This window comes from Casimicrobium huifangae (assembly GCF_009746125.1).
Taxonomy (GTDB): domain Bacteria; phylum Pseudomonadota; class Gammaproteobacteria; order Burkholderiales; family Casimicrobiaceae; genus Casimicrobium; species Casimicrobium huifangae.
The window spans coordinates 1,440,326-1,465,533 of the sequence record NZ_CP041352.1; the positions used below are offsets into that span (position 1 = coordinate 1,440,326).

Annotated in this window: 20 protein-coding genes; 8 read left to right on the forward strand and 12 right to left on the reverse strand. The window is 62.0% G+C overall.

Features of this window, described 5'->3' with window-relative positions; genetic code table 11:
• Positions 1-26 precede the first annotated feature (26 nt).
• From FKL89_RS06730 to FKL89_RS06770, 9 genes are all read right to left on the reverse strand, one after another.
• Positions 27-1,754, reverse strand: coding sequence for a hypothetical protein (locus FKL89_RS06730; protein ID WP_156862030.1), 1,728 nt, complete (start codon positions 1,752-1,754; stop codon positions 27-29).
• Positions 1,755-1,833: 79 nt separating this feature from the next.
• Positions 1,834-2,502 (reverse strand): HAD family hydrolase, encoded by a 669-nt coding sequence (locus FKL89_RS06735; RefSeq protein WP_156862031.1) that lies wholly within the window; start codon positions 2,500-2,502, stop codon positions 1,834-1,836.
• A 128-nt stretch (positions 2,503-2,630) separates the two neighbouring features.
• Positions 2,631-4,004 carry an aldehyde dehydrogenase family protein gene (locus tag FKL89_RS06740; protein WP_156862032.1) on the reverse strand — a complete coding sequence of 458 codons (1,374 nt, stop codon included), beginning with the start codon at positions 4,002-4,004 and terminating at the stop codon, positions 2,631-2,633.
• Positions 4,005-4,042: 38 nt separating this feature from the next.
• Positions 4,043-5,176, reverse strand: a complete 1,134-nt coding sequence (locus FKL89_RS06745; RefSeq protein ID WP_156862033.1) for an iron-containing alcohol dehydrogenase — start codon at positions 5,174-5,176, stop codon at positions 4,043-4,045.
• An 18-nt stretch (positions 5,177-5,194) separates the two neighbouring features.
• Positions 5,195-6,562: a glutamine synthetase family protein gene (locus FKL89_RS06750; protein ID WP_156862034.1), complete on the reverse strand. Its 1,368-nt coding sequence runs from the start codon at positions 6,560-6,562 to the stop codon at positions 5,195-5,197.
• A 21-nt stretch (positions 6,563-6,583) separates the two neighbouring features.
• Positions 6,584-7,699, reverse strand: a complete 1,116-nt coding sequence (locus tag FKL89_RS06755) for a 2-aminoethylphosphonate--pyruvate transaminase (protein ID WP_156862035.1) — start codon at positions 7,697-7,699, stop codon at positions 6,584-6,586.
• A 29-nt stretch (positions 7,700-7,728) separates the two neighbouring features.
• Positions 7,729-9,462, reverse strand: coding sequence for a putative 2-aminoethylphosphonate ABC transporter permease subunit (locus tag FKL89_RS06760; RefSeq protein WP_156862036.1), 1,734 nt, complete (start codon positions 9,460-9,462; stop codon positions 7,729-7,731).
• 1 nt (position 9,463) lies between these two features.
• Positions 9,464-10,561, reverse strand: coding sequence for a putative 2-aminoethylphosphonate ABC transporter ATP-binding protein (locus FKL89_RS06765; RefSeq protein ID WP_156862037.1), 1,098 nt, complete (start codon positions 10,559-10,561; stop codon positions 9,464-9,466).
• Positions 10,562-10,682: 121 nt separating this feature from the next.
• Positions 10,683-11,720 (reverse strand): putative 2-aminoethylphosphonate ABC transporter substrate-binding protein, encoded by a 1,038-nt coding sequence (locus tag FKL89_RS06770; RefSeq protein WP_156862038.1) that lies wholly within the window; start codon positions 11,718-11,720, stop codon positions 10,683-10,685.
• Between the two features lie 280 nt (positions 11,721-12,000).
• On the opposite strand from FKL89_RS06770, the gene FKL89_RS06775 reads away from it, so the two are divergent.
• The 8 genes from FKL89_RS06775 (at position 12,001) to FKL89_RS06810 (ending at position 21,749) form a co-directional block, all read left to right on the forward strand.
• Complete coding sequence (locus FKL89_RS06775; protein ID WP_156862039.1) at positions 12,001-12,777, forward strand: phosphonate utilization associated transcriptional regulator; 777 nt, start codon at positions 12,001-12,003, stop codon at positions 12,775-12,777.
• Between the two features lie 280 nt (positions 12,778-13,057).
• Positions 13,058-14,299: a phosphonoacetate hydrolase gene (phnA, locus tag FKL89_RS06780; RefSeq protein ID WP_156862040.1), complete on the forward strand. Its 1,242-nt coding sequence runs from the start codon at positions 13,058-13,060 to the stop codon at positions 14,297-14,299.
• A 57-nt stretch (positions 14,300-14,356) separates the two neighbouring features.
• Positions 14,357-15,817 carry a phosphonoacetaldehyde dehydrogenase gene (phnY, locus tag FKL89_RS06785; protein WP_156862041.1) on the forward strand — a complete coding sequence of 487 codons (1,461 nt, stop codon included), beginning with the start codon at positions 14,357-14,359 and terminating at the stop codon, positions 15,815-15,817.
• Positions 15,818-15,820: 3 nt separating this feature from the next.
• Positions 15,821-16,393, forward strand: a complete 573-nt coding sequence (locus tag FKL89_RS06790) for a phosphonate degradation HD-domain oxygenase (RefSeq protein WP_156862042.1) — start codon at positions 15,821-15,823, stop codon at positions 16,391-16,393.
• Positions 16,390-17,253: an EamA family transporter gene (locus FKL89_RS06795; RefSeq protein WP_156862043.1), complete on the forward strand. Its 864-nt coding sequence runs from the start codon at positions 16,390-16,392 to the stop codon at positions 17,251-17,253. The genes FKL89_RS06790 and FKL89_RS06795 overlap by 4 nt, the downstream gene beginning before the upstream one ends.
• A gap of 114 nt (positions 17,254-17,367) precedes the next feature.
• Positions 17,368-19,779, forward strand: coding sequence for a GcvT family protein (locus tag FKL89_RS06800; protein WP_156862044.1), 2,412 nt, complete (start codon positions 17,368-17,370; stop codon positions 19,777-19,779).
• Positions 19,780-19,791: 12 nt separating this feature from the next.
• Positions 19,792-20,586: an NUDIX hydrolase gene (locus FKL89_RS06805; protein ID WP_156862045.1), complete on the forward strand. Its 795-nt coding sequence runs from the start codon at positions 19,792-19,794 to the stop codon at positions 20,584-20,586.
• A gap of 53 nt (positions 20,587-20,639) precedes the next feature.
• Positions 20,640-21,749, forward strand: a complete 1,110-nt coding sequence (locus FKL89_RS06810; RefSeq protein ID WP_156862046.1) for an SMP-30/gluconolactonase/LRE family protein — start codon at positions 20,640-20,642, stop codon at positions 21,747-21,749.
• Positions 21,750-21,780: 31 nt separating this feature from the next.
• Here FKL89_RS06810 and FKL89_RS06815 read toward each other — a convergent pair whose 3' ends face one another.
• The 3 genes from FKL89_RS06815 to FKL89_RS06825 form a co-directional block, all read right to left on the reverse strand.
• Positions 21,781-22,308: a chromate transporter gene (locus tag FKL89_RS06815; protein ID WP_162527423.1), complete on the reverse strand. Its 528-nt coding sequence runs from the start codon at positions 22,306-22,308 to the stop codon at positions 21,781-21,783.
• 10 nt (positions 22,309-22,318) lie between these two features.
• The gene (locus FKL89_RS06820; protein ID WP_162527424.1) at positions 22,319-22,921 is read right to left on the reverse strand and encodes a chromate transporter; all 603 of its coding nucleotides are present in this window, start codon (positions 22,919-22,921) and stop codon (positions 22,319-22,321) included.
• Positions 22,922-23,108: 187 nt separating this feature from the next.
• Positions 23,109-25,097 (reverse strand): DUF5666 domain-containing protein, encoded by a 1,989-nt coding sequence (locus tag FKL89_RS06825; protein ID WP_156862049.1) that lies wholly within the window; start codon positions 25,095-25,097, stop codon positions 23,109-23,111.
• Positions 25,098-25,208 lie beyond the last annotated feature (111 nt).

Here is a 25,208-nt window from a genome sequence, read left to right on the forward strand (position 1 = left end):
AAAAGGGAGAAGCGTGGCGCCTGCTGTCAGGGCGCCGCAGGATAGTTCATGGTGGCCAGCAGCGCCTGCCAGCGGGGATCACCGTGGTGTCGGCGAAACGCAGGTTGGCACGGTAGCAGAAGTTGTAGCGGTTCAGTCGGTACTGCCACAGCCCGTACATGCTCGAAAAACGCTGCATCATCGGCGCCGCCGCTCTCAACGCAGGCGATCGCGAAGTGCCGTGCACCATCGCGCAGCCGACTGAACTGCGGGTAGCGGGTGCGCGCCGCGGAGAGGTCACCCAGTCGCGCCTCGGCGAACCCGGCGTGGAATACGAGCTGGGCGGCGGTCGGGAAGCGTTGCAGCGCCAGTTCGGCGGTGCGCAGCGATTGCGCGTGTTCACCGGCGAGCTCCAGCCAGGTGCACAGCGTATCGAAGTAAAACGCCGATTCGCCAAGCAGGCGACGCGCATCGTCGATTGCCCGCCTCGATTCGGCGAGCCGGTCGCCTGCCATGAGCGTCAGCGCGTGGTGGTAGCGGGCGGGTGGCGCCAGCGGATCAAGCGTGAGCACATGCTCATAGATGGCGGTGGCATCGGCAAAACGCCCGAGCGAGAGGTAGATGAAGCCCAGGCGCGCGTTGACGCCGCCGTGGTTGGGCGCCAGCGCAACGGCCTCCTGCGCCCGTGCGAGGCCAAGCGCCCATTGCCGCTGGTTGCAGATGGTGGTGTAAGCCGACAGCGAGCGCGCCTGTGCGCTGCCCGGATCCAGGGCAATGGCCTGTTCGAGCGCGGCCTCGGCATCGCCCTGATCGAGAGTTGGCTCACTCGACAGTACTGAGCGGCGCGAGTAGCGCACCATCGCAAGTACAAACCAGGCATCGGCATGCTGCGGATCAAGTTCTGTTGCGCGCGTGGCCATTGCTTCGGCCAGCGCGAGATTTTCCGGCGTTTGCGTCACATTCAGACCGCGAGCCTGATCAATCAGCCCCTGCACTTGCGGCGCCGTGTTGCGGGCCACGACATGTGGCGCGTCCGCCACAGCGCCCAAAGTCAGCGACCGCAACATCAGGTCGATCAGGGCATCGAGCAGCACATGACGCTCGTCGCGTGCGAAGGTGAAGACGTGGCTCCACTGGTGGCTGCCGTCGGAGCCGAGCACCAGTTGCGCGGTCACTTTCAGTTGTGCGCCGTCAAGCTGCACGCTGCCTTCCAGCAGTGCATCAACTGCGAGCTCGGTGGCGATTTCGCGCACGTCGCGATTGGCATTCTTGTAGCGAAAGCTCGACGTGCGGGCGATCACGCGCACATCGGGCAGCCGCGTCATGGCGTCGATGATGTCTTCGGACAGGCCATCGCAGAGGGCGTCCTCGTCGCTCCGTCCGGTAAAGTTCGCCAGCGGCAGGACGGCAATGCGCGGCTTGGCAGGCAACCCGGCAGGCGTGTTGCGGCGGACGATGGGCACATACCCACCGCGCTGGATTTCGATTCGCAACCCGTTGCTGCGTCCCTCGTCCCCGTAGTAACGGTCCAGCAGCTCGCGCAGTCGGTTGACCGAAACACGAACGATGCCATCGTTGGTTGAATCGTAGGTGGCGGCGTCCCGGCCGAAGACATCCAGCGCGATGACGCTTTCTTTCAGTCGGGTGCTGCCACCATCGTGCAGGCTGCTGACCAGGTACAGCAACAGGTCGCGCGCCCGCTGCGAACGCGCGAACGCACGGCTGCGCAGCACGCGGGCAAGCTCGGCGTTGACTTCATCGCGGTTCGGGTTCATCGATATCCGGCCCGGCGCCTGTGGCGGGCGCCTTGATCAGACGCGATTTTCGCTCTTTTCGAGACTGGCAGCGCTGGCGCTAGCGCAGACGCAGTACCGGCTGACCGTGTTCTGCAGCCCATGCAGCCAGCTTTTCGTCGGGATCGACGGCGACCGGACGATCGGCGGCAAGCAGCAAAGGCAGATCGTTGATCGAATCGCTGAAGGCGGTGACCTCGAAGGAGGCGATTGAACTCTCGCGACTTGCGAGCCATGAATGGAGCCGCACAACCTTGCCTTCGCGCATGTTGAGCGTGCCTGATGTCCGTCCGGTGAAGCGGCCGCCCACCACTTCCGGCTCGCTGGCGATCAGGTGCTCGATGCGGAGATGCCTTGCCGTGAGTTCGGTGATGTAGCGGTTGGTCGCGGTTGTCATCGCCACCAGATCGGCGCTGGCCAGATGTTGCTCCACCAGCTCACGCGCGGCATCAGGAATGCGCGGCACAATCTCAACGTCGAGAAACTCACGGCGCAGCGGCTCCCATTCCTCCGGGCTGCGGCCTGCCAGCGTGCTGACATAGAACTCGGTAAATTCTCGAACCCTCACTGTTCCAGCTTTGTAGCGGGTCTCCATGTCGGCATTGCGGGCCGAAAACTCGGCGCGGTCGAGAAGGCCGCGCCGGATCAGGAAGTCACACCAGAGCACATCGCTATCGCCCGTCAGCAGCGTGTGGTCGAGATCGAACAGGGTCAGCTTCTTTTTTGCCATCACCACTAACGGTAACACCAATGATCGTCAGGCGATACATGCGGGCATGACTTCATTTGACCACGATGGCGTCAAGTCCAGTTGGCCAGGCCGACGCGGCACTTCATCAACCTCGCGCTGCCGCTGCTTCAGGCACTGCGCAAATGCCACGCCTTGGTGCGGCAGAAGGTCTGGATGCCGTAGGTCGATAGCGTGAGGCCGATGCCGGAGTCGCCGTAGCCGCTCCACGGCAGACGCGGGCTGACGCGGTCGCAACAATTCCAGTAGACGCTGCCGGCGTTGACTTGCGCCAATATGCCGCGCGCAACGGTTTCATCAGGTGTATAGACGCCAGCAGTCAGGCCGTAGCGCGTGTCGTTCATCATTGCTACCGCTTCAGCATCGTCGGCGACTTTCTGAATGCCGATAATGGGGCCGAAGCTCTCCTCGCGCATCAGCTCCATCGAATGATTGACGTCGGCGTAAACCGTCGGCGCATACCAGTTGCCCGGGCCCGGCAGGCGATGGCCGCCGACCAGCAGGCGGCCGCCCTTGCGCCGCGCATCTTCGACCTGTGCATCGAGCACGTCCAGCTGCGGCGCGCGGGTGATGGCACCGATGTAGGTGTCCTCGGCCATCGGGTCGCCGACTTTGAAGCCTTTGACGACATCGACGAAGCTGCGCACAAACTCGTCGTAGATCGACGCGTGAACGTAGATGCGCTCCACCGAGCAGCAGCTCTGGCCGGTGTTATACATCGCGCCATCCGCCAGCGACTCCGCCGCATTTTTTACATTGGCATCGGCGCGCACATAGGTCGGGTCCTTGCCACCCAGCTCCAGTTGCAGCTTGACCATGCGCGAGCCCATCGTACGGGCAATGCGGGCGCCGGTGCCATAAGAGCCGGTGAAGAAAAGGCCGTCAATCCGCTGCTCCATCAACGCAGCGCCAACGCCGCCGTCGCCCACCAACGTGATGAAGGCGTCATAGGGCACGCCAGCCTCGTAGAGCAGGCGCGCGATCTCCAGACCTGTCATCGTGGCGTACTCGGAGGGTTTGTAGAGCACCGTGTTGCCGGTCAGCAGCGCGGGCACAAACACGTTACCGCCGACAAACCACGGATAGTTCCATGCCGAGATGTTGCCGACGACGCCGAGTGGCACATGCTCAATCTGCTCACGCATGCCGCCTTCGTCGAAAACTTTCTCGGTACCCGTTGACCGTTCGACGGCGCCAAGGAAAAAGTCAATGCGGCCCAACAGCCCGTTGAGCTCGTTGCGGGCCTGGCGAATGGGTTTGCCGGTGTCGAGCGTCAGCGTGCGCGCGAGCGACTCGAGGTCGCGTACCACCAGTGCCCGGAAGCGCTCAATGCAGGCCTTGCGCTCGGTCAGCGGCACGCGATGCCAGCGCGGCTGCGCCGCGCGCGCCTGAGCAGCCTTGAGCGCAACGGTCGCCGCATCGTCGGCGGGCACTTCGTCGATTTGCCCGCCGGTGGCGGGGTTGATGATTGCCAGCGTAGCCATGCAATATTCCTCTTGTTCAGTGTATGCCCGAGTTGCCGTTACATCGCCGCGAGGAACAGTCGCTCGAAGTCGGCACCCGTGCAGGGCCGCGGGTTGGTCTGGTGGCAGATGTCGCGTGTGGCGATGTCAACCAGTCGCGGCAGGTGCGCTTCCGTCACGCCATGCGCAATCAGACCGCCATGAATGCCAACACTGGCTTTCATGGACTTGAGCCAGGGCACGAACGCGCTGCCGCCGCCAGCCACGCCACAGACATGCGCCAGCTCGTCAAACTTCTGCGGTACCGCTTCAAAGTTCCACGCCATGACGGTATCGATCATCAGTGCATTGGCCAGGCCGTGGTGCAGGTCGTTGACAGCGCCCAGCGCGTGTGCGCAGGAGTGCACTGCCCCCAGGTCTTTCTGGAAAGCGATGGCTCCCATCATCGACGCCATCATCATGTCGCTACGTGCCTGCAGATTGCCGGGCTCCTGCACTGCCTTCAGCAGGGCGCGCGCTGCAATGCGGGTGCCCTCCAGAGCGATGCCGTCGCACAGCGGGTGATAGGCGGGTGAGAGATAGCTCTCCACATTGTGCGTCAGAGCATCAATGCCGGTGGCGGCCGTGACGGCGGGCGGCAGGCCGACGGTCAATTCAGGGTCGGCGAACACGCAGCGGGCGAGAATTTTTGGGCTGAAGACGACGCGCTTCAGATGCGTATCGTTTTCGCTGACCACCGATGAACGTCCAACCTCCGAGCCGGTGCCCGAGGTGGTGGGCAGCGCGACGAAATACGGCAGCGGATGCGTGATAGCCCGTACCTGCGGATGATCCCAGACGTACTCAAGGATGTCGCCTTCATGCGTCGCGGCGACGCCGACGATCTTTGCCACATCAAGAGCCGCGCCACCGCCAAAGCCGATCACGCAGTCAGCGTTGTGCGCCTTGTAGGCTGCCGCGCCGTCCATCACCTGCGAGCAGGTCGGGTTGCCGAAGACGCCGGAGAACACGGCGACATCCAGTCCGGTCAACGTGGATTTGAATTCGGCAAGTACAGGTAACGCACCCAACGCACGGTCGGTCACGATCAGCGGACGCTTGAGTCCTTGCTCGTGCAGATGGTCGGCGACCAATTTGCGGGCACCAACGCCAAACTTGATGGCGGTGGGAAAAGAGAAAGAGGAGATCGACATGCCAGTAGTGATGCTGCGTTAGATGATTTCGAAGTAGCGCTTGAGTTCCCAGTCGGTGACCGCATCCTGCCACTGCCGCCATTCCCACTCACGGGTGGCAGCAAAGTGGTCGACGAAAGTGTCGCCGAGCCAGTCGCGCGCGATGGCGGATTCGCGGAAGTTGCGTGTGGTCTCGATCAGTGTGCGCGGTGCGCGTGGCACGTTGTCAGCGCCCTGGTTGGTGCCAGTGATCGGCGGTGCCGTCAGCTTGAGGCCCTTCTCGACACCGTGAAGGCCGGCGGCGATCAGGGCCGCAGCGGCAAGATAGGGGTTGACGTCGGCACCGGGGCAACGGGTTTCCAGCCGGGTCGCCTTCGGTGAACCGGCGATCACGCGGAAGCTCGCGGTGCGGTTGTCCAGTCCCCAGGTCGGTTTGACCGGTGCCCAGAAGCCATCGACCAGCCGCTTGTAGCTGTTGATCGTGGGCCAGAACATCGGCGCGAACTCCATGAGGCAGGCAACCTGGCCAGCAAGATAACTCTCGAAGAGCTTGCTCATGGAGCGCGGGCTTTTGGCGTCGTAGAACAGATTCTTCTTGCCGTCGGAGAGGCTCTGGTGCAGATGCCCGCTACAGCCGGGATATTGCTGGTTCCATTTGGCCATGAAGCTCGGCATGATGCCGTAGCGCTTGCCAATTTCGCGGGCACCGGTCTTGAACAGAATCGCACGGTCCGCCTGCTCGAGTGCGTCGCTGAAGGCGATCGCTGCTTCGTATACACCTGGGCCGGTTTCGGTGTGCAGGCCTTCAATCGGTACGCCGAAGGCGAGCATCTCATCCATCAGCGCGTTGAAGAAGGGCCGGTTGTCGGCCATGCGCAGCAGCGAGTAGCCGAACATGCCCGGTGTCAGCGGCGTCGGAGCCACGCCACGCTTCTCGGCCCAGCTCTGCGGTGTTTCGACGAAATTGAACCACTCGAACTCCATGCCTGTCATCGGCTGCACGCCGAGCTTCTCGGCCCGTTTCAGGACGCGCTTCAACGTCTGCCGGGGGCACACCGGGAACGGTGAGCCGTCGGCATTGATGAATTCGCCGAGGAAAAAGTTGACATTGCCGTCCCAAGGCACCTGCCGATGGGTATTGAGGTCGAGCCGCGCCAAGGCATCCGGGAAGCCATGCTGCCAGCCGGTGACCGTCGTGTTGTCATAGCAGTTGTCGTGCGCGTCCCAGCCGAACACGACATCGCAGAAGCCGAAGCCGCTGTCAGCGGCGCCGTAGAACTTGTCACGGTGCAGGTACTTGCCACGCAGGATGCCGTCGATATCGCTGACGGCAACCTTGACCTTGCTGGCGCCGGATTTGCGGATCGCGGCGAGGGCGGGATGTTCTTTGGGTACTCGGGTTGCCATGTGATTCTCTCTGCCTTCAGTTCATTGCGAGGCGCCGGACGGAATGCCAAGCTCCCTGAGCGCCAGGGCGACGGCATGCACCGCCTGCTCGATTTCCATTGGTGTAATCGCACCAATACAACCGACGCGGAACGTCTCCACCTGCGTCAATTTGCCCGGATACAGGATGAAGCCGTGCGCCTTGGCGGCTTCGTAAAAGCGCTTGAAATCGTAGTTCGGGTGCGCCGGTGCGTGAAACGTGACGATGATCGGCGCCTGCACGCTGGGGTCGAGAAACGGCTTGAAGCCGAGCGCGCGCATGCCGCTCACCAGCGTCTCGTAGTTGCTCGTGTAGCGCGCCAACCGCGCCGGTTGACCGCCTTCTGCCTCGAACTGGGCGATCGCCTCGGCCAGCGCCACCACCACGTGCGTCGGGGGCGTAAAGCGCCACTGGCCGGTTTTCTCCATGTAGACGTATTGATCGTGCAGGTCCATTGCCAGTGACTGGCTGCGACCGGCGCAGTCATCGAGAATGGCTTTGCGGATGAAGACGAAGCCCATGCCGGGCACGCCTTCCAGACATTTGCCGCTGGCCGCGATCAGCGCATCGAAACGGGTCTTGCGCGCATCGATTTCAATGGCCGCAAACGAGCTCATGGCATCGATGATGAGCCCTTTGCCAGCCGCTGCGCAGACATCCGCAATCTCCGGCAGCGGGTTCAGTACACCGGCGCCTGTTTCGCAGTGAATCAGCACCACATGGGTGATGCTGGCGTCGGCATCGAGTTTGTCGCGTAGCGCGGATGGCGACACCGGCTCATGGTCGGCGAACGGCATCACGGTGCAGCGGCGGTCCATCATGGTCGTCAGCTTTGCAGCGCGCTTGCAGTAGGCGCCGTTGTCGAGCACCAGCACGTGGCCATCGCGGGGCACGACCGTCGCTACCGCAGCTTCCACGCTGAACGTGCCACTGCCCTGGAGGGGCACGACCACGTGTGTCTGCTCTCCGTGAACAACGGCGAGCAGGCTCTTGCGTACGCGGGCAGTCACGGCGTTGAACTCGGCATCCCATGAACCCCAGTCGCGCAGCATGGCGAGCTTGGTTTGCAGCGACGTGGTCAGGGGGCCGGGGGTGAGAAGGATTCGGTCGTGAGACATGAGCAACTACCTATCGAATGCGGGGCTGGCTAACGACCGCCGCGCCAAGCCTGCGTGCGACGGTCTACCCAACGCGCGAGCAGCATGAAGACGCCGGTGGACACCGCAGAAATCGCAGCGATCATCACCGCCATCGCGGCGGCGGCGCCGATCTCGCCCGCCTCGTCCAGGTTGAGAATGGCAATGGAGGCAACCTTGGTGTCGGGCGAGTACAGGAACACCACAGCCGAAATCGTTGTCATCGCGTTGACGAAGAAATAGCGCGCAATGTCCACCATGGCTGGTGTGCAGATCGGCAGTGTGACGCGCCAGAAGGTGCGGAACCACGGCACCTTGAGCGATGCGCTGACGGCTTCAAACTCGCTGTCAAGCGATTTCAGTGCGGTCACCGCTGTCAGATGCCCGGTGGTGTAGAAGTGGATGATGGTGCACAGGGTCAAGAGTGCAGTGGTCTGATAAAGGCCATGCAGCGGGTTGTTTGGCGCGTTGAAGAAGAAGATGTAGCCAAGACCCAGGACCAGTCCGGGCACGGCCATCGGCAGCATCGCGAGCATGCGCACCGGACCGCGCAGCAAGGGAGCGCCCTTGGTCTTCTCAAGCAGATAGGCGCCGAAGAATACGAGCAGCGTGCCAAAGAAAGCGGTGCCCGCCGCCATCTTGAGGCTGTTGACGAAACCTTCACCTACCTCGCCATCGACGAGGCCGAGCACGTAGTGGCGCAGGCTTGGCGTCAGGTTGTATGGCCAGAAGCTGGCGAACGAGGCAAAGATCGCCATGCCGAGCATCGCGAGCATCAGTAGTGCCACGGCGCTGCAGCAGAGCAGCATCACGCGGTCGAAGCCCTTGCTCGGCGTGGGTCGGTACGGCACAGCGCGCGCGGTCAACATGGCTGTTTGCCGGCGGCTCACGTAGTGATCCACGGCAAAGGTGAACACGGCGGGCAGCAACAACAACAGAGCGACGACTGAACCCTTGGCGAAATCCTGCTGGCCGATCACCAGTTTGAAGACGTCGGTAGCGAGTACGTTGAAGTTGCCGCCGATCACCTTCGGGATGCCGAAGTCCGTCATTACCAGCGTGAAGGTAACCAGTGCAGCCGAAAGCAGGCCGTACTTGGCGCCGGGTAGCGTGATGGTGAAGAACTTGCGGGCACGGCTGGTACCCATCGCGGCTGCCGCCTCATAGAGCCGCGCATCGGCAAGACTGAGCGCAGTGATCAGAATCATCAGCGCATGCGGAAATACGGCAAAACACTCGGCCAGCACGATGCCCGGGGCGCCATAGATCTGGCTGATGCCGAGCGCCTGCATGAAGCCCTTGGCAATGCCCTGATTGCCGAACCAATAGATCAGGGAGATCGCCGACAGCAGCGACGGCGCCAGCAGTGGGATCAGGCTGATGCCACGGAATAGCGGTTTCCATCGCATGCAGGACCGGGTGAGCCCGTAGGCAAACAGAAAGGCGATCGGAATGGTGATGAAGGTGACCGCCAGTGAAACCCAGACACTGTTCCACAGACTGTTGAGCAAGGCCGGCGTTTGTGCATACGCAATGAAATTGGCCAGACCGACGAACTCGCGGTTCTTCCCCTCAAAGGCCTGCATCAGTATCGCTGTTAGTGGCGCCGCGAGAAAGGCCAGCAGGATCAGGGCAATGCCGACAAGCCAGACGTGCGCAACGCGGTCGGACCAGTGCACGCGCTGATGCAACGCGGTTCCGGCCACCGGCGCCAGGGCAGAGGTCGTTGTCACCGCGACGGCCATCTCAGAACACCCGCAGCCGTTCTGGCAGCAACTTCAGCCGCAGGGCAGAGCCCACGGTCAATGCCTGCTCGGTAAGGAAGTTGAGCGACAGATAAACCGTCAGGCGATGAGGTGCGAAAGCTGCGCTCGCAACGTGAACATGACAAAACGAACCAAGAAACTCGATCTTTTCGATCACCGCATCGAATACACAAGGGTCATCCGGTGCGAAGCTGGCTGTGCCACCAGCCACTGGCCGCGCGAGCACGTCTTCAGGGCGCAGATACACCTTGGCCTCGCCGTCGGCGGCTCGGGACGATGCTTCGGTGCGTAGCCGGAACTGCCCGACATTCAATTCACCGGCACTAGTGCGACCTGGCAGCACGTTGACCTTGCCAACAAAGTCGGCGACGAACGGCGTTGCAGGTTCGCGATAAACACTGATGGCATCGCCCACCTGTTCGATCACGCCGTGGTTCATTACTACGATGCGGTCGGCAACCGAGAGCGCTTCTTCCTGATCGTGCGTCACCATGATGGTGGTGACGCCCACCTTCTGCTGCAGCGCCCGGATTTCCTGCCGTAGCCGGACACGCTCGAGGGCATCAAGCGCAGAGAGCGGCTCATCAAGCAGCAGGAGGCCGGGAGAGGTCGCCAGCGCGCGGGCGAGGGCAATACGTTGCTGCTGTCCGCCAGAGAGTTGACCGGGGAACTTGCGCTCGCTACCGGGCAGGCCGACCAGCTTGACCAGTTCTTCAACACGGCGCTGAACTTCAGCACGCGGAGTCTTCCGGTTGACCAGGCCGTAGGCCACGTTGTCGGCGACCGTGAGATTGGGGAACAGCGCGTAGCTCTGGAACACGATACCGTAGTCGCGCTCCGCCGGTGGTGCCGTGGTGATGTCCCGACCACCTTGCTGGATGCTGCCTGCCGTTGGCGTTTCAAGACCGGCGATGATCCGCAGCAGGGTGGTCTTGCCGCAGCCGGACGGCCCGAGGAAGCAGACGAACTCGCCCTGCGAGATTTCAAGATCAATCGCTTTCAGGGCGGTGAAGGCGCCGAACTCCTTGCGGACTCCGGAGAGTTTGAGATAGCTTGACGACGTATTGTGTTCAGTCATGGACTCAACGGAGCAAGAAGCGCGCTAACGCTACTGGGCGGTTGTGCGGCCATTGCCTCATGGCCGACCACAAGGCCGGGCGCCATGCAGCGCCCGGTTAACTGCTGGCGAAAAGACGCTGCTAGCGCTTCTCCGTCTTGGAGTCGTAGCGCTTGATCCACTCGGCCAGAATGCGTTCGCGGTTTTCTGCGGCCCACGCGAAGTCCATCTTCACCAGTCGTGCTTCATAGTCGGAGGGCACATTCGGCAGCGGAGGAGCCATGCCAGGAACGGCGGTGATCGCAAAGTTCTTGCCGTAAAGCGCCATCGCATCTTTGCTTGCCGCCCAGTCGGCGAGTTTCTTCGCCGCATCAAGCTTCTTGGTGCCCTTGTGGATGCCGAATGCTTCCAGATCCCAGCCGAGGCCTTCCTTCGGGAACACCAGATCAATCGGTGCGCCCTTGGCTTTGTTGCTGTTGCCGCGGTATTCGAACGAGATGCCGAGCACAAACTCACCCGAGGCCGCCATGTTGCAAGGCTTCGAGCCGGAGTGGGTGTACTGGGCGATGTTTTCGTGCAGGCCGTTCATGAACTGCCAGCCACCGCCCTTGCCGCCGTCATCACCAAACAGCGTGAGCCATGCGGTGACGTCGAAGAAGCCGGTGCCGCTGGATGCCGGGTTCGGCATCACGATCTGGCCCTTGTAGACCGGTTTGGTCAGGTCCTTCCAGGTTTCCGGCTTCGGGATGTTTTTCTTGGCGGCCTCGACCGTGTTGAAGCAGACGGTCGCACCCCACACGTCCATGCCGAACCAGGCGGGTGGTGACTTCTTGTCCTTGTACTGCGCCTGAATCGCCGCCAGACCGGCTGGGGCGTACGGCTCCAGCATGCCCTGCTTGTCGAGAAGTGCAAGGCTGGATGCGGCAACCCCCATCACTGCGTCGGCAACCGGATTTGCTTTCTCTGCAATCAGTTTGGCTGTGACCACACCAGTGGAGTCGCGAACCCATTTGATTTCGATATCGGGGTGGGCCTTGTAGAAGCCCTGTTCGTAAGCCTTGAGCTGATCAGTTTCCAGCGCGGTGTAGACCGTCAGCGAGGTCTTTTGCGCGTAACCCAGTGATGCAAACAAAACGGCGCCGGCAAGCGCGCCGAGGCGAAACAAGTTAGACAAACGCATATCGTGGTTCCTTTACAAAATCTTGCAATGGTGTGTCCAGTCCATGACAACGCTGTGACGGGCAGGCTGGAGCAATCGCCCTCTTTTCGCCGCGCCCGGTAGCTGGATTCCGTGGGCAAGACTGGCATGAACCAGCCTGCGTGGACGTCCCCTCGCGCCGTCGTCGAGTTGTTTTAGACCCGAGTTCGATTATTTGTCAATTGTTTTTTGCAGATTGTTGACAATCTGCGATCGCACGGGTCAAATGGCGGTATGTTTCTTCAACCCGACCGATGTGGCAATGGCGAACGACGTTGATGCAGCGGCCTCAGAGCCAGTGCTGCCACCATCTGGAGCGCTGTCGGGCGATTCACTCGCGACCATTGCGCTGTTGCAAACCAGCTCGCTGACCACGCTGGTGCAGCAGGACATCGAACGCGCCATCCTGGCAGGTGAATATGCGCCGGGCAGCAAGCTGGTTGAGGCGACGCTTGCCGAGAAGATGGGCGTTTCGCGCGGTCCGATTCGTGAGGCTTTCCGCATGCTGGAAGAAGCCGGGCTGGTGCGCACCGAAAAAAATCGCGGCGTCTTTGTTCGCGACATTCCCATCGACGAAGCAATTGAGATCTTCGATCTGCGTGCGGCGATGGATGAGCTCGTTGGCCGTCAACTCGCGAAGAACATCACGGCCGTTCAGCAGAAGGAAGTCAAGGCGCTGGTTGATGCCATGGAACGTGCCGTGAAGGTGAACGACACGCGCACCTATCACTTGCTGAACCTCAAGTTCCACGACCGTCTTGTTGAGATGGTGGGCAACCGCAAGCTCACTGCGATCTATCGCAAGTTGATCAAGGAACTGGCGCTATTCAGGCGACTGAATCTGGCGGACGGCTGGCTGATGCCCATTTCGGCGGGCGAGCACCGCCAGATACTGAAGGCCATCGCCTCGGGCGACCCGGAAGCTGCCGGTAAGGCCATGTTCGATCACGTGATGGAAAGCAAGGAACGCACGATTGCGAATGACCTGCGGCGGCAGAGCCGTGCGGCGTCGGACGCTGTGCGCAACAAGGCAGCTTAGGGCGTGTTAACCCTATTTTCACGAGATGCGTTGCCACGAGACGGCGATGGATGCAAGGAGCACTGCGCTGGCCGTGGTGGTTCCACGGCCAAGCAGGGCGACGCGGCAGACGCGCCGTCTCGTGGCAACCCTTCGGGGCGTGACGTATTTTCGCGCCCGGTGTTGTTGCGAAGTCCTTGTGGTGCCGGCACCACGGCGGCCTTCGCGCCTAGCCGTGCATCGAAAATACGACCGCCGCACTCGCGAAAATAGGGTTAACACGCCCCAATCAGGAGTTCTCATGTCATCCAGTCAACTTGGCGCCCGCAGCATCGAAGTCAACGGACGCAGCTATCGGCTGCCCAGCCATCCCGTCGTGGTTGTCTGCGTTGATGGCTGTGAGCCCGACTATCTTGGGCAAGCCGTTGCCACTGGGCAGATGCCGTGGATGAAGCGGACGCTGGCGAACGGCACGGCCATCGTTGCTGACTGTGTGGTGCCGACGTTCACCAATCCAAACAATCTGTCGATCGTGACTGGGGCGCCGCCCTCGGTACACGGCATCTGTGGCAATTACCTGTATGACCCCGCCAGTAACAGCGAGGTCATGATGAATGATCCGAAATGGCTGCGGGTGCCAACAATTCTCGCGGCGCTCGCCGATCAGGGCAAGCAGGTCGCGGTGGTGACTGCGAAGGACAAGCTGCGCAAACTGCTCGGCCACAAGATGCGCGGCATCTGCTTCTCGTCCGAGAAATCAAATCAGGTGACGGTGGCCGAGAACGGCATTGATAACGTGCTTGATCTGGTTGGCATGCCGGTGCCAGACGTTTACAGCGCGGCGCTCTCCGAATTCGTCTTTGCGGCCGGCGTCAAACTGATGCAGACGCGGCGTCCGGATGTGATGTATCTCTCGACCACCGACTACATCCAGCACAAGCACGCGCCTGGTACCGAGGGTGCCAATGCCTTCTACCGCATGATGGACGGCTACCTCGCGCAGCTTGACGCGGCGGGCGCGGTTATTGCACTGACAGCCGATCACGGCATGAATGCCAAAGTGGCGATGGACGGCACGCCTGACGTGATTTATCTGCAAGACTGGTTTGATGCCTGGCTGGGCGCCGGCAAGACGCGGGTGATCCTGCCCATCACTGACCCGTATGTCGTGCATCACGGTGCGCTCGGCTCTTTTGCTACCGTCTATTTGCCCGCTGGCGTTGATCCGGCTGAAGCCGCCACAAAACTCGGCAGGCAGCGCGGCATCGAGAGTGTTCTGGGGCGAGCCGCTGCCGCAGAACGATTCGAATTGCCGCCTGACCGGATAGGCGATCTGGTGGTCGTCTCCGAGCGCTTCACCGTGATCGGTACCTCCGCGTCAAAGCATGATCTGTCCGGCCTCGATGCGCCGCTGCGTTCGCACGGAGGTGTGAGCGAACAGCGCGTGCCACTGATAGTCAACCGCTCCTTGCCTGGTCTTGACCACAGCCGCCGGTTCCGCAATTTCGATGCTTTTGATCTTGCCTTGAACTATGTGCAGTAGTCTCAATGCCCGCGTGGCGCCGACGCTTCACGATCAACTTTGTCTGTCAGCTAGCCCATGAGCATCCAGCAGTTCATCCTAGATCATCACCTCAACGCCATGCGCATCAACGGCAAGCGCGTCGGCGGTGATCGCACTGGCGAGCGCGCGATTGCCGTGCACAATCCGTACACCGAAGAGGTCATCGGCAACGTCCCGAAGGCGACACTGGAAGAGGTGCGCGCCGCCTTCAGTACCGGCCATGCTTACCGGTCGAAGCTCACGCGCTATGAGCGTGCTGCCATTCTCAACCGCGCCGCCGATATCGCAAATCGGCGCAAAGACGAGGTGGCAGCCCTGATCTCCGCAGAAGCTGGCCTTTGCATGAAGGATGCGATTTACGAAGCGGGCCGCGTGAGTGACGTTTTCCTTTTCGGTGCCAACGAGGTGCTGAAGGACGACGGGCAAGTCTTCAGTTGTGACCTGACGCACCACGGCAAGAAAAGGCGCGTCTATACGCAGCGCTCGCCTTTGCTCGGCGTGATCACGGCGATCACGCCTTTCAATCACCCGATGAATCAGGTGGCGCACAAGGTGGTGCCGAGCGTCGCAACCAACAATCGCATGGTGTTGAAGCCCTCGGAGAAGGTACCGTTTTCCGCCATTCTGCTCGCTGACTTTCTTTACGAGGCGGGGCTGCCCCCCGAGATGCTGTCGGTCGTGACTGGCGATCCAAGGGAGATTGCCGACGAACTGCTCACCAATGAGCACGTTGATCTGATCACCTTCACCGGTGGCGTGGCCATCGGCAAGTACATTGCAAACAAAGCCGGTTACCGTCGCATGGTGCTTGAGCTTGGGGGCAACGATCCGATCATCGTGATGGAAGACGCCGATGTCGACGAAGCGTCCACGTTGGCGGTGCAAGGGTCATACAAAAACAGCGGACAGCGCTGCACGGCGATCAAGCGGATGCTGGTACATGAATCCGTCGCCGACGCATTTACCGAGCAGGTGGTGACCAAGACCAAGGCGTGGTCTTACGGCGACCCGGCGGATACAAAAGTCGACATGGGCACCGTGATCGACGAGCCGGCGGCACGCCTGTTTGAGAGCCGTGTCAACGAAGCTGTAGCGCAGGGTGCGCGGCTGCTGGTGGGCAATGAGCGTCGCGGCGCACTTTACTCGCCCACGGTGATTGATCGCGTTGATCCCGCCATGACGGTCGCGCGAGAAGAAACCTTCGGTCCGGTGTCGCCGATCATCAAGTTCCGCAACATCGACGAGGCGATTCGTATTTCCAACGGCACGGCCTACGGTCTGTCGAGCGCTGTCTGTACCAATCGCCTGGACTACATCACACGCTTCATCAGCGAACTGGACGTCGGCACGGTGAACGTGCGCGAAGTGCCCGGCTATCGTCTCGAATTGACGCCGTTCGGGGGAATCAAGGACTCCGGCCTTGGTTACAAGGAAGGCGTACAGGAAGCGATGAAGAGCTTTACCAACATCAAGACCTACTCTTTGCCCTGGGTGTAGGCCGTGCTGACCATCGACGACATCGCCCGCCTGTTTGCCGAACGCGGACATGAGCAGTATTCCGGTGAACCGGTAACCCAGCTTGAGCACGCCTTGCAAACGGCTTTACAGGCCGAAGCGGAAGGCGCAGACGACGCGCTGGTGACCGCATCGCTGCTGCATGATCTCGGTCATTTGCTGCACGATCTGGGCGATACACCCAGCCTGCGCGGTGTTGATGACGTGCATCAGTACCGCGCGTTGCCCTTTCTGCGAGGTGTTTTCGAGGACCGTGTGCTTGACGGCATCAAACTGCACGTCGATGCCAAACGCTATCTGTGCGCAATCGACAGCGGTTACTACGCGGCACTTTCTGATGATTCGAAGCGCAGCCTTGCGTTGCAGGGCGGCGTATTCGCCGATGGTCAGGCGGCGGTGTTCATCGCGCAGGCGGGCGCGGCCGACGCTGTGCGTCTGCGCCGCTGGGACGACATGGCCAAGGTTGCCGGACTCGCGACGCCCTCGCTGGAGCACTTTCTGATGCGTGCCAGCCGCGTCGTGCAGGCAGACGCGGCGCCACGCGCCACCGGAGGATGACCGCGCCCGCCGCTGCACTCGTGCTGACGTGGCCAGTCGTGCTCGTCGTTCTGTTCGGTGCCTTGTTGCATGCAAGCTGGAACGTACTGGTGAAATCCAGTACCGACAAGGCGCTCGATACGGCACTCATTCACCTGCTCGGTTCGCTGATCGCACTGCCGTTGCTGCTGGTCGTCGGGCTACCGGGCACAGCATCGTGGCCTTACATCCTGGCGTCTGTAGTTATCCACATTGGCTACTACATCGCTCTTACGGGCGCCTACAAACACGGTGATATGGGGCTTACCTATCCGTTGATGCGCGGCGTGGCTCCCATGCTGGTCGCGGTTTCCGCTGTGATGACGGTGGGTGAGTCGCTGGCGCCGATGGCTTGGGCAGGCGTGCTCGGCATCTGCGTTGGCGTACTGGTGCTCGGGCTGAGCCGACACGCGCTGGACAATCGTCGGGCGACGCTGTTCGCGCTGGCCAACGCCGTGGTCATTGCGGTCTACACCGTGATTGACGCGCTGGGCGCACGCGCGTCGGGCAACGCTGTCCAATATGTGGTTGCGCTGTTCGTTCTCGACGGTTGGCCGTTTGCGCTGCTGGTGCTGGCGCGACGCGGACGCGCGGCATGGCCGTATGCACGTGCACGCTGGCCGGTCGCGGCGGGCGGTGCGCTGGCGTCGCTGGGTTCCTACGGCATCGCGCTGTGGGCAATGACGCGTGCACCGGTTGCCACGGTGGCTGCACTGCGGGAGACCTCGGTGCTGTTCGCTGCACTGCTCGGTACCTGGTTGCTGAAGGAGCAATTCACGCCCCGTCGCGCGCTGGGGACTTGTGTGATCGTTGCGGGCGTGATGGCGCTTCGTCTGGCCTGATTCCATTTCCAAATCAATGCGATGCGTCGTTGCTCCTCCTTGCCGTGCTAAAGCACCTTCTTCGTCGTCGCGCCTCGCCTCCTATTGATTTGGAAATGGAATGAGAGATTGAAAATGTCTGCCTTGCCTACCCACGCAGAAGTCATCATCGTCGGCGGTGGCATCGCCGGCTGTTCAACCGCGTATCACCTTGCCAAGCTTGGCAAGCGCGACGTACTTCTGCTGGAGCAGGGCAAACTGACCTGCGGCACCACATGGCACGCGGCCGGGCTGATCGGGCAGATGCGGCCGAACCGCAACATGACGCAGATGAGCAAATACGGCATTGAGCTGTATTCCACGCTGGAGGCTGAGACACGGCTCGCCACCGGCTGGAAGCAATGCGGCAGCGTCAACGTCGCCGCCACGCCGGAACGGCTGAAGGTACTCAAGAAGCAAATTGCATTGGCGAAAAGCTTCGGTGTGGAGGTGCACGAAATCTCGCGGGACGAAGTGTGCGCGCGGGTGCCGGTGATGCGCACCGATGACTTGACCGGTGCGATCTGGATTCCCGGCGACGGCAAGGCCAATCCGGCTGACCTCGCGATGTCACTCGCCAAGGGCGCACGCAATTGCGGTGTACGCATTGTTGAGGGCATCGAGGTCACGGGCGTGCTCATCGAGCGAGGGCGAGCGGTGGGCGTGCGCACCGCGCAGGGCGACGTGCGCTGTGAAGTGCTGGTCAACTGCGCTGGGCAATGGGCGCGGCAGTTCGGGCGGCTGGCGGGCGTGAACGTGCCGCTGTATTCGGCGGAACACTTCTACATCGTCACCGGCAAGATTGACGGCGTGGGGCCGATGATGCCGGTGGTGCGCGACCCGGACGGTTTCATCTACTACAAGGAAGAAGTGGGTGGCTTGCTGATGGGGGGCTTCGAGCCGAAGGCGAAGCCGTGGAAGGTAGACCCGATTCCGGCTACCTTTCAATTCGAGCTGCTTGGCGAGGACTGGGATCAGTTCGAGATCCTGATGACCAATGCGATCCATCGCACGCCATGCCTCGAAACGGCCGAGATCAAGATGCTGCTCAACGGGCCGGAGAGCTTTACGCCCGATGGCAATTTCATCCTGGGTGAAGCGCCGGAACTGCGCAACTACTTTGTGGCTGCGGGTTTCAATTCGGCGGGTATCGCCAATTCCGGCGGCGCCGGGCGGCTGATTGCAGAGTGGATTGTCGGTGGCGAACCTCCCGGCGACTTGTGGGACGTCGACATCCGACGGTTTGGCAGCTTCACCGGCAATCGCCGCGCCCTGTTCGACCGCACGGCCGAGACGCTCGGCCTGCACTACGCCATGCGCTGGCCGAGGCAGGAGCTGGAAACCGCGCGGCCGCTGCGCACCTCGCCGCTGTATGACCTGCTGGTAGCGAAGAACGCGGAATTTGGCAGCCGGAACGGCTGGGAACGCGCCAACTACTTCAAGCCCCCGGGTGCTGCTCGCCCGGACTACACGCTCGGCAGGCCTGGCTGGTTGCCGTGGATGATGGAGGAGCAGCGCGCCACCCGCGAAGCGGTGGCAATCTACGACCAGACCTCGTTCTCGAAACTGCTCCTGCAGGGGCGTGATGCGCTGGCGGTGTTGCAGCGGCTCTGCGCCAACGAGGTCGATGTATCGGTGGACCGCATGGTCTACACCGCGATGCTCAACGCGCGTGGCGGCTTTGAGAGCGACATCACGGTGGTCCGCCTCGCGGCAGAGCGTTTCCTGATCATCACTGGCTCAGCACAAACGACGCGCGATTTCGACTGGATTTCACGGCATATCGGCGAGGGCGAGTTCGCCGTGTTGACCGATGTAACCACGCAATACGCCGTGCTATCGCTCATGGGGCCGAACGCACAGGCATTGCTGGCGAGGGTCAGTCCGGACGACCTGTCACCGGCGGCGCTCAAGTTCTCGTGGACGCGCGAGATTGATGTCGGCTTCGCGCGCGTACGTGCCGCGCGCATGAGCTATGTCGGTGGGCCAGGGTACGAACTGTACGTCCCGATTGAAATGGCACGCCACGTGTATCTTGCACTGCGCGAGGCCGGCGCCGATCTGGGTTTGCGCGACGCCGGATATTACGCGCTCGATGCGCTGCGCGTCGAACAGGGGCGTCGCGCCTGGGGCGCTGAGCTCGGCCCTGACGAGACGCCGTGGGAAGCGGGTCTGTCGTATGCAGTGAAGCTTGATCGTGAAGTGGACTTCATTGGCAAAGCCGCGCTGCTCGCAGCGCGGGGAAAACCGCTGCGCAAGAAACTGGTGACGCTGGTACTTGATTCGCCCGAACCTTACGCTTGGGGGGGCGAATCGATCCTGCTCAATGGCGAAACGGTGGGTGAACTGTCGTCAGTTGGCTGGAGCCCGCTGGCCGGCGCCTGCGTGGCACTGGGCTACGTCCGCGGCGCGGGCGCGAACCAGCCGCACGACGGCACCAGCGCTGCCATCGAGTTGTGGGGTGAAACCGCAGCGGTGAAGCTATATGATCGGTGGCCGGTGAAATGACATTGCCTGACCATGCTGCAATCCGCTCCCGACTGGGTGCACAAACTTCGCGCCGAAGCCAATCAGCCCCCACTGCGTGAACGCGTGCCGCTGTCGTGGGGCGGTGTTGAGATTGGCAACGCCGAGGCAAAGATCCTGCGCCAGATTGCGCACACCTTCAGCTTCCAGAACGTGTCACCGTTGCGCGATACCACCAATGGCTGGATCGTCGATGGCCACCTCACCGAGAGTCTCGCCCGCATTGCGCTGGCCATGCGCGACCTCGGCTTTACGCATGTCTGGCGCAACGAGCAATTGCCGGTGTATGACGTGCGCGGCCACCAGCTCGGCAGCATTGAGCGTGCAGCGGTGCGCTCGCTTGGCTTGCGCACGCGTGCCGTGCATCTGGTGGGTGAGACGTCCGACGGCCACTTCTGGGTGCAGCAGCGTGCGCTGAACAAGGCGAACGACCCGGGCCAATGGGACACGCTGATGGGCGGCATGGTGACGGCCATCGATACACCTGAAAGCGCGCTGGAACGTGAAACCTGGGAGGAAGCAGGTTTCCGTCTCGATGAGCTGTTCAGCGTGACCTGGGGCGGTGTTGTGCATGTACACAAGCCTACGTCGGACGGCGCCAGCGGCTACATCAGCGAGCGCATTGACTGGTACCGCGCCACCGTGCCCAATGATCGCGAACCAAAGAATCAGGACGGCGAGGTCGAGCGCTTCGCCAAAGTGCCGCGAGAATCGATGATCGCGGGTATCAATGCTGGCAAGTTCACGCTTGAGGCAGGACTGGTGATCGCGGCGTCGCTAGGGTATTGAGCCGGCACGAGTTTGCGTTCTCGGTAGCGCAAGGAAAGTCGTCTGGAGGATCCATGAAGAAGATTGCTGCATTTTTCGGTGTCATCTCGCTGGCATTGGTTGCCTACCTCTCGCTGTGGCCGGTACCGGTCGAGCCGATGGTGTGGAGCGCCCCTGTTGCCCCGGGTTACGTTGGGCCTCATGCCGTCAACACGAAGCTCGCCAACCTGAACATGATCTCGCTTGGCAAAGAAGAGGGGCCGGAGCACATCGCTATCGGTCGCGATGGCAAACTCTATGCGGCTGTGGTCAGCGGCAACATCCTGCGCATGAATCCCGACGGCACGGCGCAGGAGGTGTTCGTGAACACCGGTGGCCGGGTGCTGGGCTTCGATTTTGATGCCGCCGGCAACCTGATTGCAGCCGACGCCATGAAGGGTTTGCTGTCGATCGCATCTGATCGCCAGATCACTGCGCTCACTGACAAAGTCGGTGGTGACCCGATTCGCTACGCTGATGCGGTGGTGGTCGCGGCCAACGGAAAAATGTATTTCACCGACGCCTCGACGCGTTTTGCACCGAGCCAGTGGGGTGGCACCTTTGAGGCGAGCGTGCTCGATATTCTCGAGCAGCAGGCGACCGGTCGAGTGCTCGAATATGACCCGGCGACGCGCGGTACTCGTGTGGTGGCACGCGGGCTGGCATTCGCCAATGGCATCGCCCTGTCGAAGGATGAGCAGACGCTGTTCGTCAATGAGACTGGCAAGTACCGGGTGTGGAAGATAGCTGTCACGGTTGCAAATCTGGACTTGTCGCGCGGCGCGGCTGCATCGGGCGCGACCGTGCTGTTCGACAATTTGCCAGGTTACCCGGACAACCTGATGCGCGGTCTCGAAGGCAAGATCTGGCTGGGCTTTGCCAAGCCGCGCAACCCCAAGATCGACAACATGGCCGACAAGCCGTTCCTGCGCAAACTCACGTTGCGCTTGCCGCGGGCCCTGTGGCCAGTGCCAAAGGCCTATGGCCACGTAATGGCGTTTACCGAGGATGGCAAGGTCGTTGCCGACTTGCAGGATCCGACCGGCGCTTATCCCGAAACCACGGCGATCACCGAAACGGCCGATCGCTGGTATGTGCAGAGTCTGCATGCCAAGGGTCTGGGCTGGTTGCCGCGGCAGCAATGAACCAGGGTGAGCAGGCCCTAGCCCAAAGCCTTCACATCTGCAGCACGACGCCTGCCAGCGCGCCAAAGGCAATCATCCACAGCGGATGCCACTTGGTGAGCATGTAGACGGCGAATGAGATGCCGGCGAGCACCCAGGCGCGCCAGTCGGGGAAGCCGCGCATCAGCAGCATGCAGCCAGCAAACATCAGCCCGACCGTGACAGGTGCCAGCCCGCGCAGCACGATCTCGCGCCATGGGTTGGCCTGCAGGCGGGCGAACATCCGGGTGGTGATGACCATGAGCACAAAGGGCACGAAACTGATGCCACCCAGTGCAGTGAGTGCGCCGGGGATGCCGGCGACGTGATAGCCAAACAGCGCGATGTAGAGGATGTTGGGCCCCGGTGCCACCTGAGCCAGCGCGATGTAGCCGGCGAATTCGGTGGTTGTCATCAGACCGCGGCCTTCGACGAAGAAGCGGTGCATGTCCGGGATCAGCGGGATGGTGCCACCAATGCACAGGAACGACAGCGACAGATACAGCAGCAGGATGTCGAGCAGTTGGTCGCTGTTTTTCACAATAGCTATCTCACAGTCGCCCGCGCTTTGACAGCACCACACCGACAGCACCGCAGACCAGCAGCACCAGCGCCATGTGCCAGTGCGCGAAGAATGCCAGCGCCGCCGACGCCACACAGAGTGCAATGCCAAGTGGTCGCCGCCAGAAGCCGCCACCCATCTTGAGCGACATGTAAAGCAGGTAGGCTGTAGCGGTAGCCGCCATGCCGGTCATTGCCGAGCGCACCGCCGGCAGATGCGCAAAGCTGTGATAGACAGCGTTGAGCGCGAGCAGGATGGCAAGAGGCACGCCGACGATGCCGACGAATGCGATCAGCGCGCCGACGATGCCGTGATAGCGGGTGCCGACAAACACTGCCAGATTGACCATGTTCGGCCCTGGTACCGCCTGGCAAACGGTCACGATCTCGGTGAACTCTTTTGACGAGATCCACTTGCGATCCTCAACCAGGATACGCCTTCCCCAGGGCAGCGCACCACCAAAGGCACTGACGCCAATCTGCAGGAAGGCGAGGAACATGGCCCAGCGGTCGGGGACGAACGCAGGGCCGGGAATCGGGGATGGAGGCACGCCGACAGGCGGATGGCCAGGCGGCTGATCGGGCGAACTCATTGCAATTGATGCTAGCGCAGGGCCTGCGCTGGCCGCCGTCAGGTTGCTGGCAGGTCGGTTCGCAAGCGAGTTACGCCGCAGCAAAAAGAAAAACGCCTGCAGAAGCTGCAGGCGCGAAGGAGAGGAGGGGTCGTTTGTTCAGCAGCTAGCGCATGGCACGGCCGCTATTTGACCGGGCGTTGAACGATTATCGTTCAAAGCGGACACGGTTGGCGATTACTTTGCCGCCACGCCAGGTGCCGCGCACTTCGACGGCAACGCCGTTGCGCAGGTCTGCGGTAGTACCGCGCTCGAATGACGCAGTGGACGCGTCGATGCTGGTGGTGCCGAGTACGAACGAAGACACGCTGACATAGGCGCTAACGGTCCCCGACGCTTCGAATTCAGTGCCATCCGAAGGCGTACCGGTGCTGGAGCCGCTCTTGATTTCGATCCGGGTCGCCCGAACCACACCGTTCACCAGCGATCCATTCACCTCGATCAGCACACCATTGCGCAGGTCATTCGCCGTACCGTCGACAAATGTTGCTGCCGAAGCATCGATCAACACGCCGCCAACGCGGAAGGAGGCAACGCTCGCAAAATCGGTCACATTGCCGGTGGCTTCGAAAGGTGTACCTGCGCTGCCAGTCGGGGGTGTACTGGTGCTGCTGCGAATCTCGACGCTCGTTGCACGCACCACACCGCCTGTCAGCGTACCCTTGATTTCGACCGATGCGCCATTGCGCAGGTCAGCGGCGCTGCCATCCTTGAACGTGGCTGCAGAGGCGTCAACACTAACCCCGGCAACGGTGAAGGACGCGATGCTGACGAAATTGCTGACGGTGCCAGTGGCTTCGAATGCGCTGCTGCTACCGGGGTTGCTGGTGCTGCTGCCGGGGCTGGTGGTACCGGCATCGACCCGTGCCCGCTTGAATTCGACGCGGGTGGCAATCAGCACACCGGCGACTACATTGCCTCGCACTTCCACGCGCTGGCCGTTGGCAAGCCCGGCGGCCGTGCCGTCCTCGAAAACCGCATTGCTGGAATCAACCTGCTGATTGTCAACGCGGAAGCTGGCTACGCTGGCGAACGCACTGATGGTGCCGTCGATTTCGGCGCTGCCCATTGCTGACGCGCTGACCGAAGATTGCGGGGTGTCGTCAAGCTGCACGATGGTGGCGACGAAGACCCCGTTGACGAAACCGCCGTGCACTTCCACCTCGGCGCCGACCACCAACTGCGCAACTGTCCCGCGAACGATGCTGGCGTGGCTGATATCCACCGCAGTGCCGTTGACGAAGAGCGTCCCGGTTGAGCCGAGTGCGGTGATGAAGCCGTGAATTTCATCGACCAGAGCCGGCGTGGTGCTGCCGGCAAAGGAGAGTTTGACCTCAGTGGCTTTCAGCACACCGCTGACCAGCACGCCTTCTGCACTGGCGGCAACGCCATTGGCGAGCGCGGCCGCCGTGCCACCTTCAAAGCGGGCTTGTGAGGCATCGACCGCCTGGCTGCCGATGTTGAATGAAGAGACCGAAATGAAGCCGCTGACCGCACCGCTGATGGTGACGTCCTCACCGGTGGGGCGCGGTGTGCCGGCGCGCTTCTCCACCGAGGCATCGCTGCTGACGCCAGTAGAGCAGAAGGCGACGGCCTCGTCGGCGAAGCCGGTCTTGACCGTCGCTGCCTGCAGCTTCAGCTCGTTGCTGTAGCGATGATTGCCATCGGCGCGGTTGTTGAAGGCGCGGAAGATTGGACGAGCACCCGCATCGCAGCGCCCGGCGGTTGGTGTCAGCGCAAAGAAGGCGACACCTTCATCGCTGAAGCCTTTCGGATTGCTCGCGATCGGCAGGCTGCGCAGCAGCGCGATGTCGGACGCGCTGGAGGTGAACACGTGCGATGAGGTGGCCGGGTTGAAGAACCGCTGCACCGCGACGGCGTTCGCCGGTCGGTTCTTGTTGTTCTCGGACCAGGCGGCGAAGCTGCGCCCGGTAGCCAGGAATGACAGATTCGCCGGCGCGCTGGTGAGCGCCCGCTGGTCGTCGGCAGAACCGGTCATGAAGTAGTGACCGGTTGGTGCATGGAAGAACTCCATCACCGTCACGTCGGGTGGCGCGGCGGCGAATACAGTGGGGGCAACGCCGATGGTCAGCGCCGCGATCGCCGCAGCGGGGAGAGATTGGGACAGTATGCGCATGATGTTTCCTTTCAGCCGATGACCCGCACAGGCGGGCGACGAGGAGGTGGTGATCTCGATCCCCCGTCGCCAACAGAGCGCCGGCTGGCTCGAGAAATACATCGTCACGAG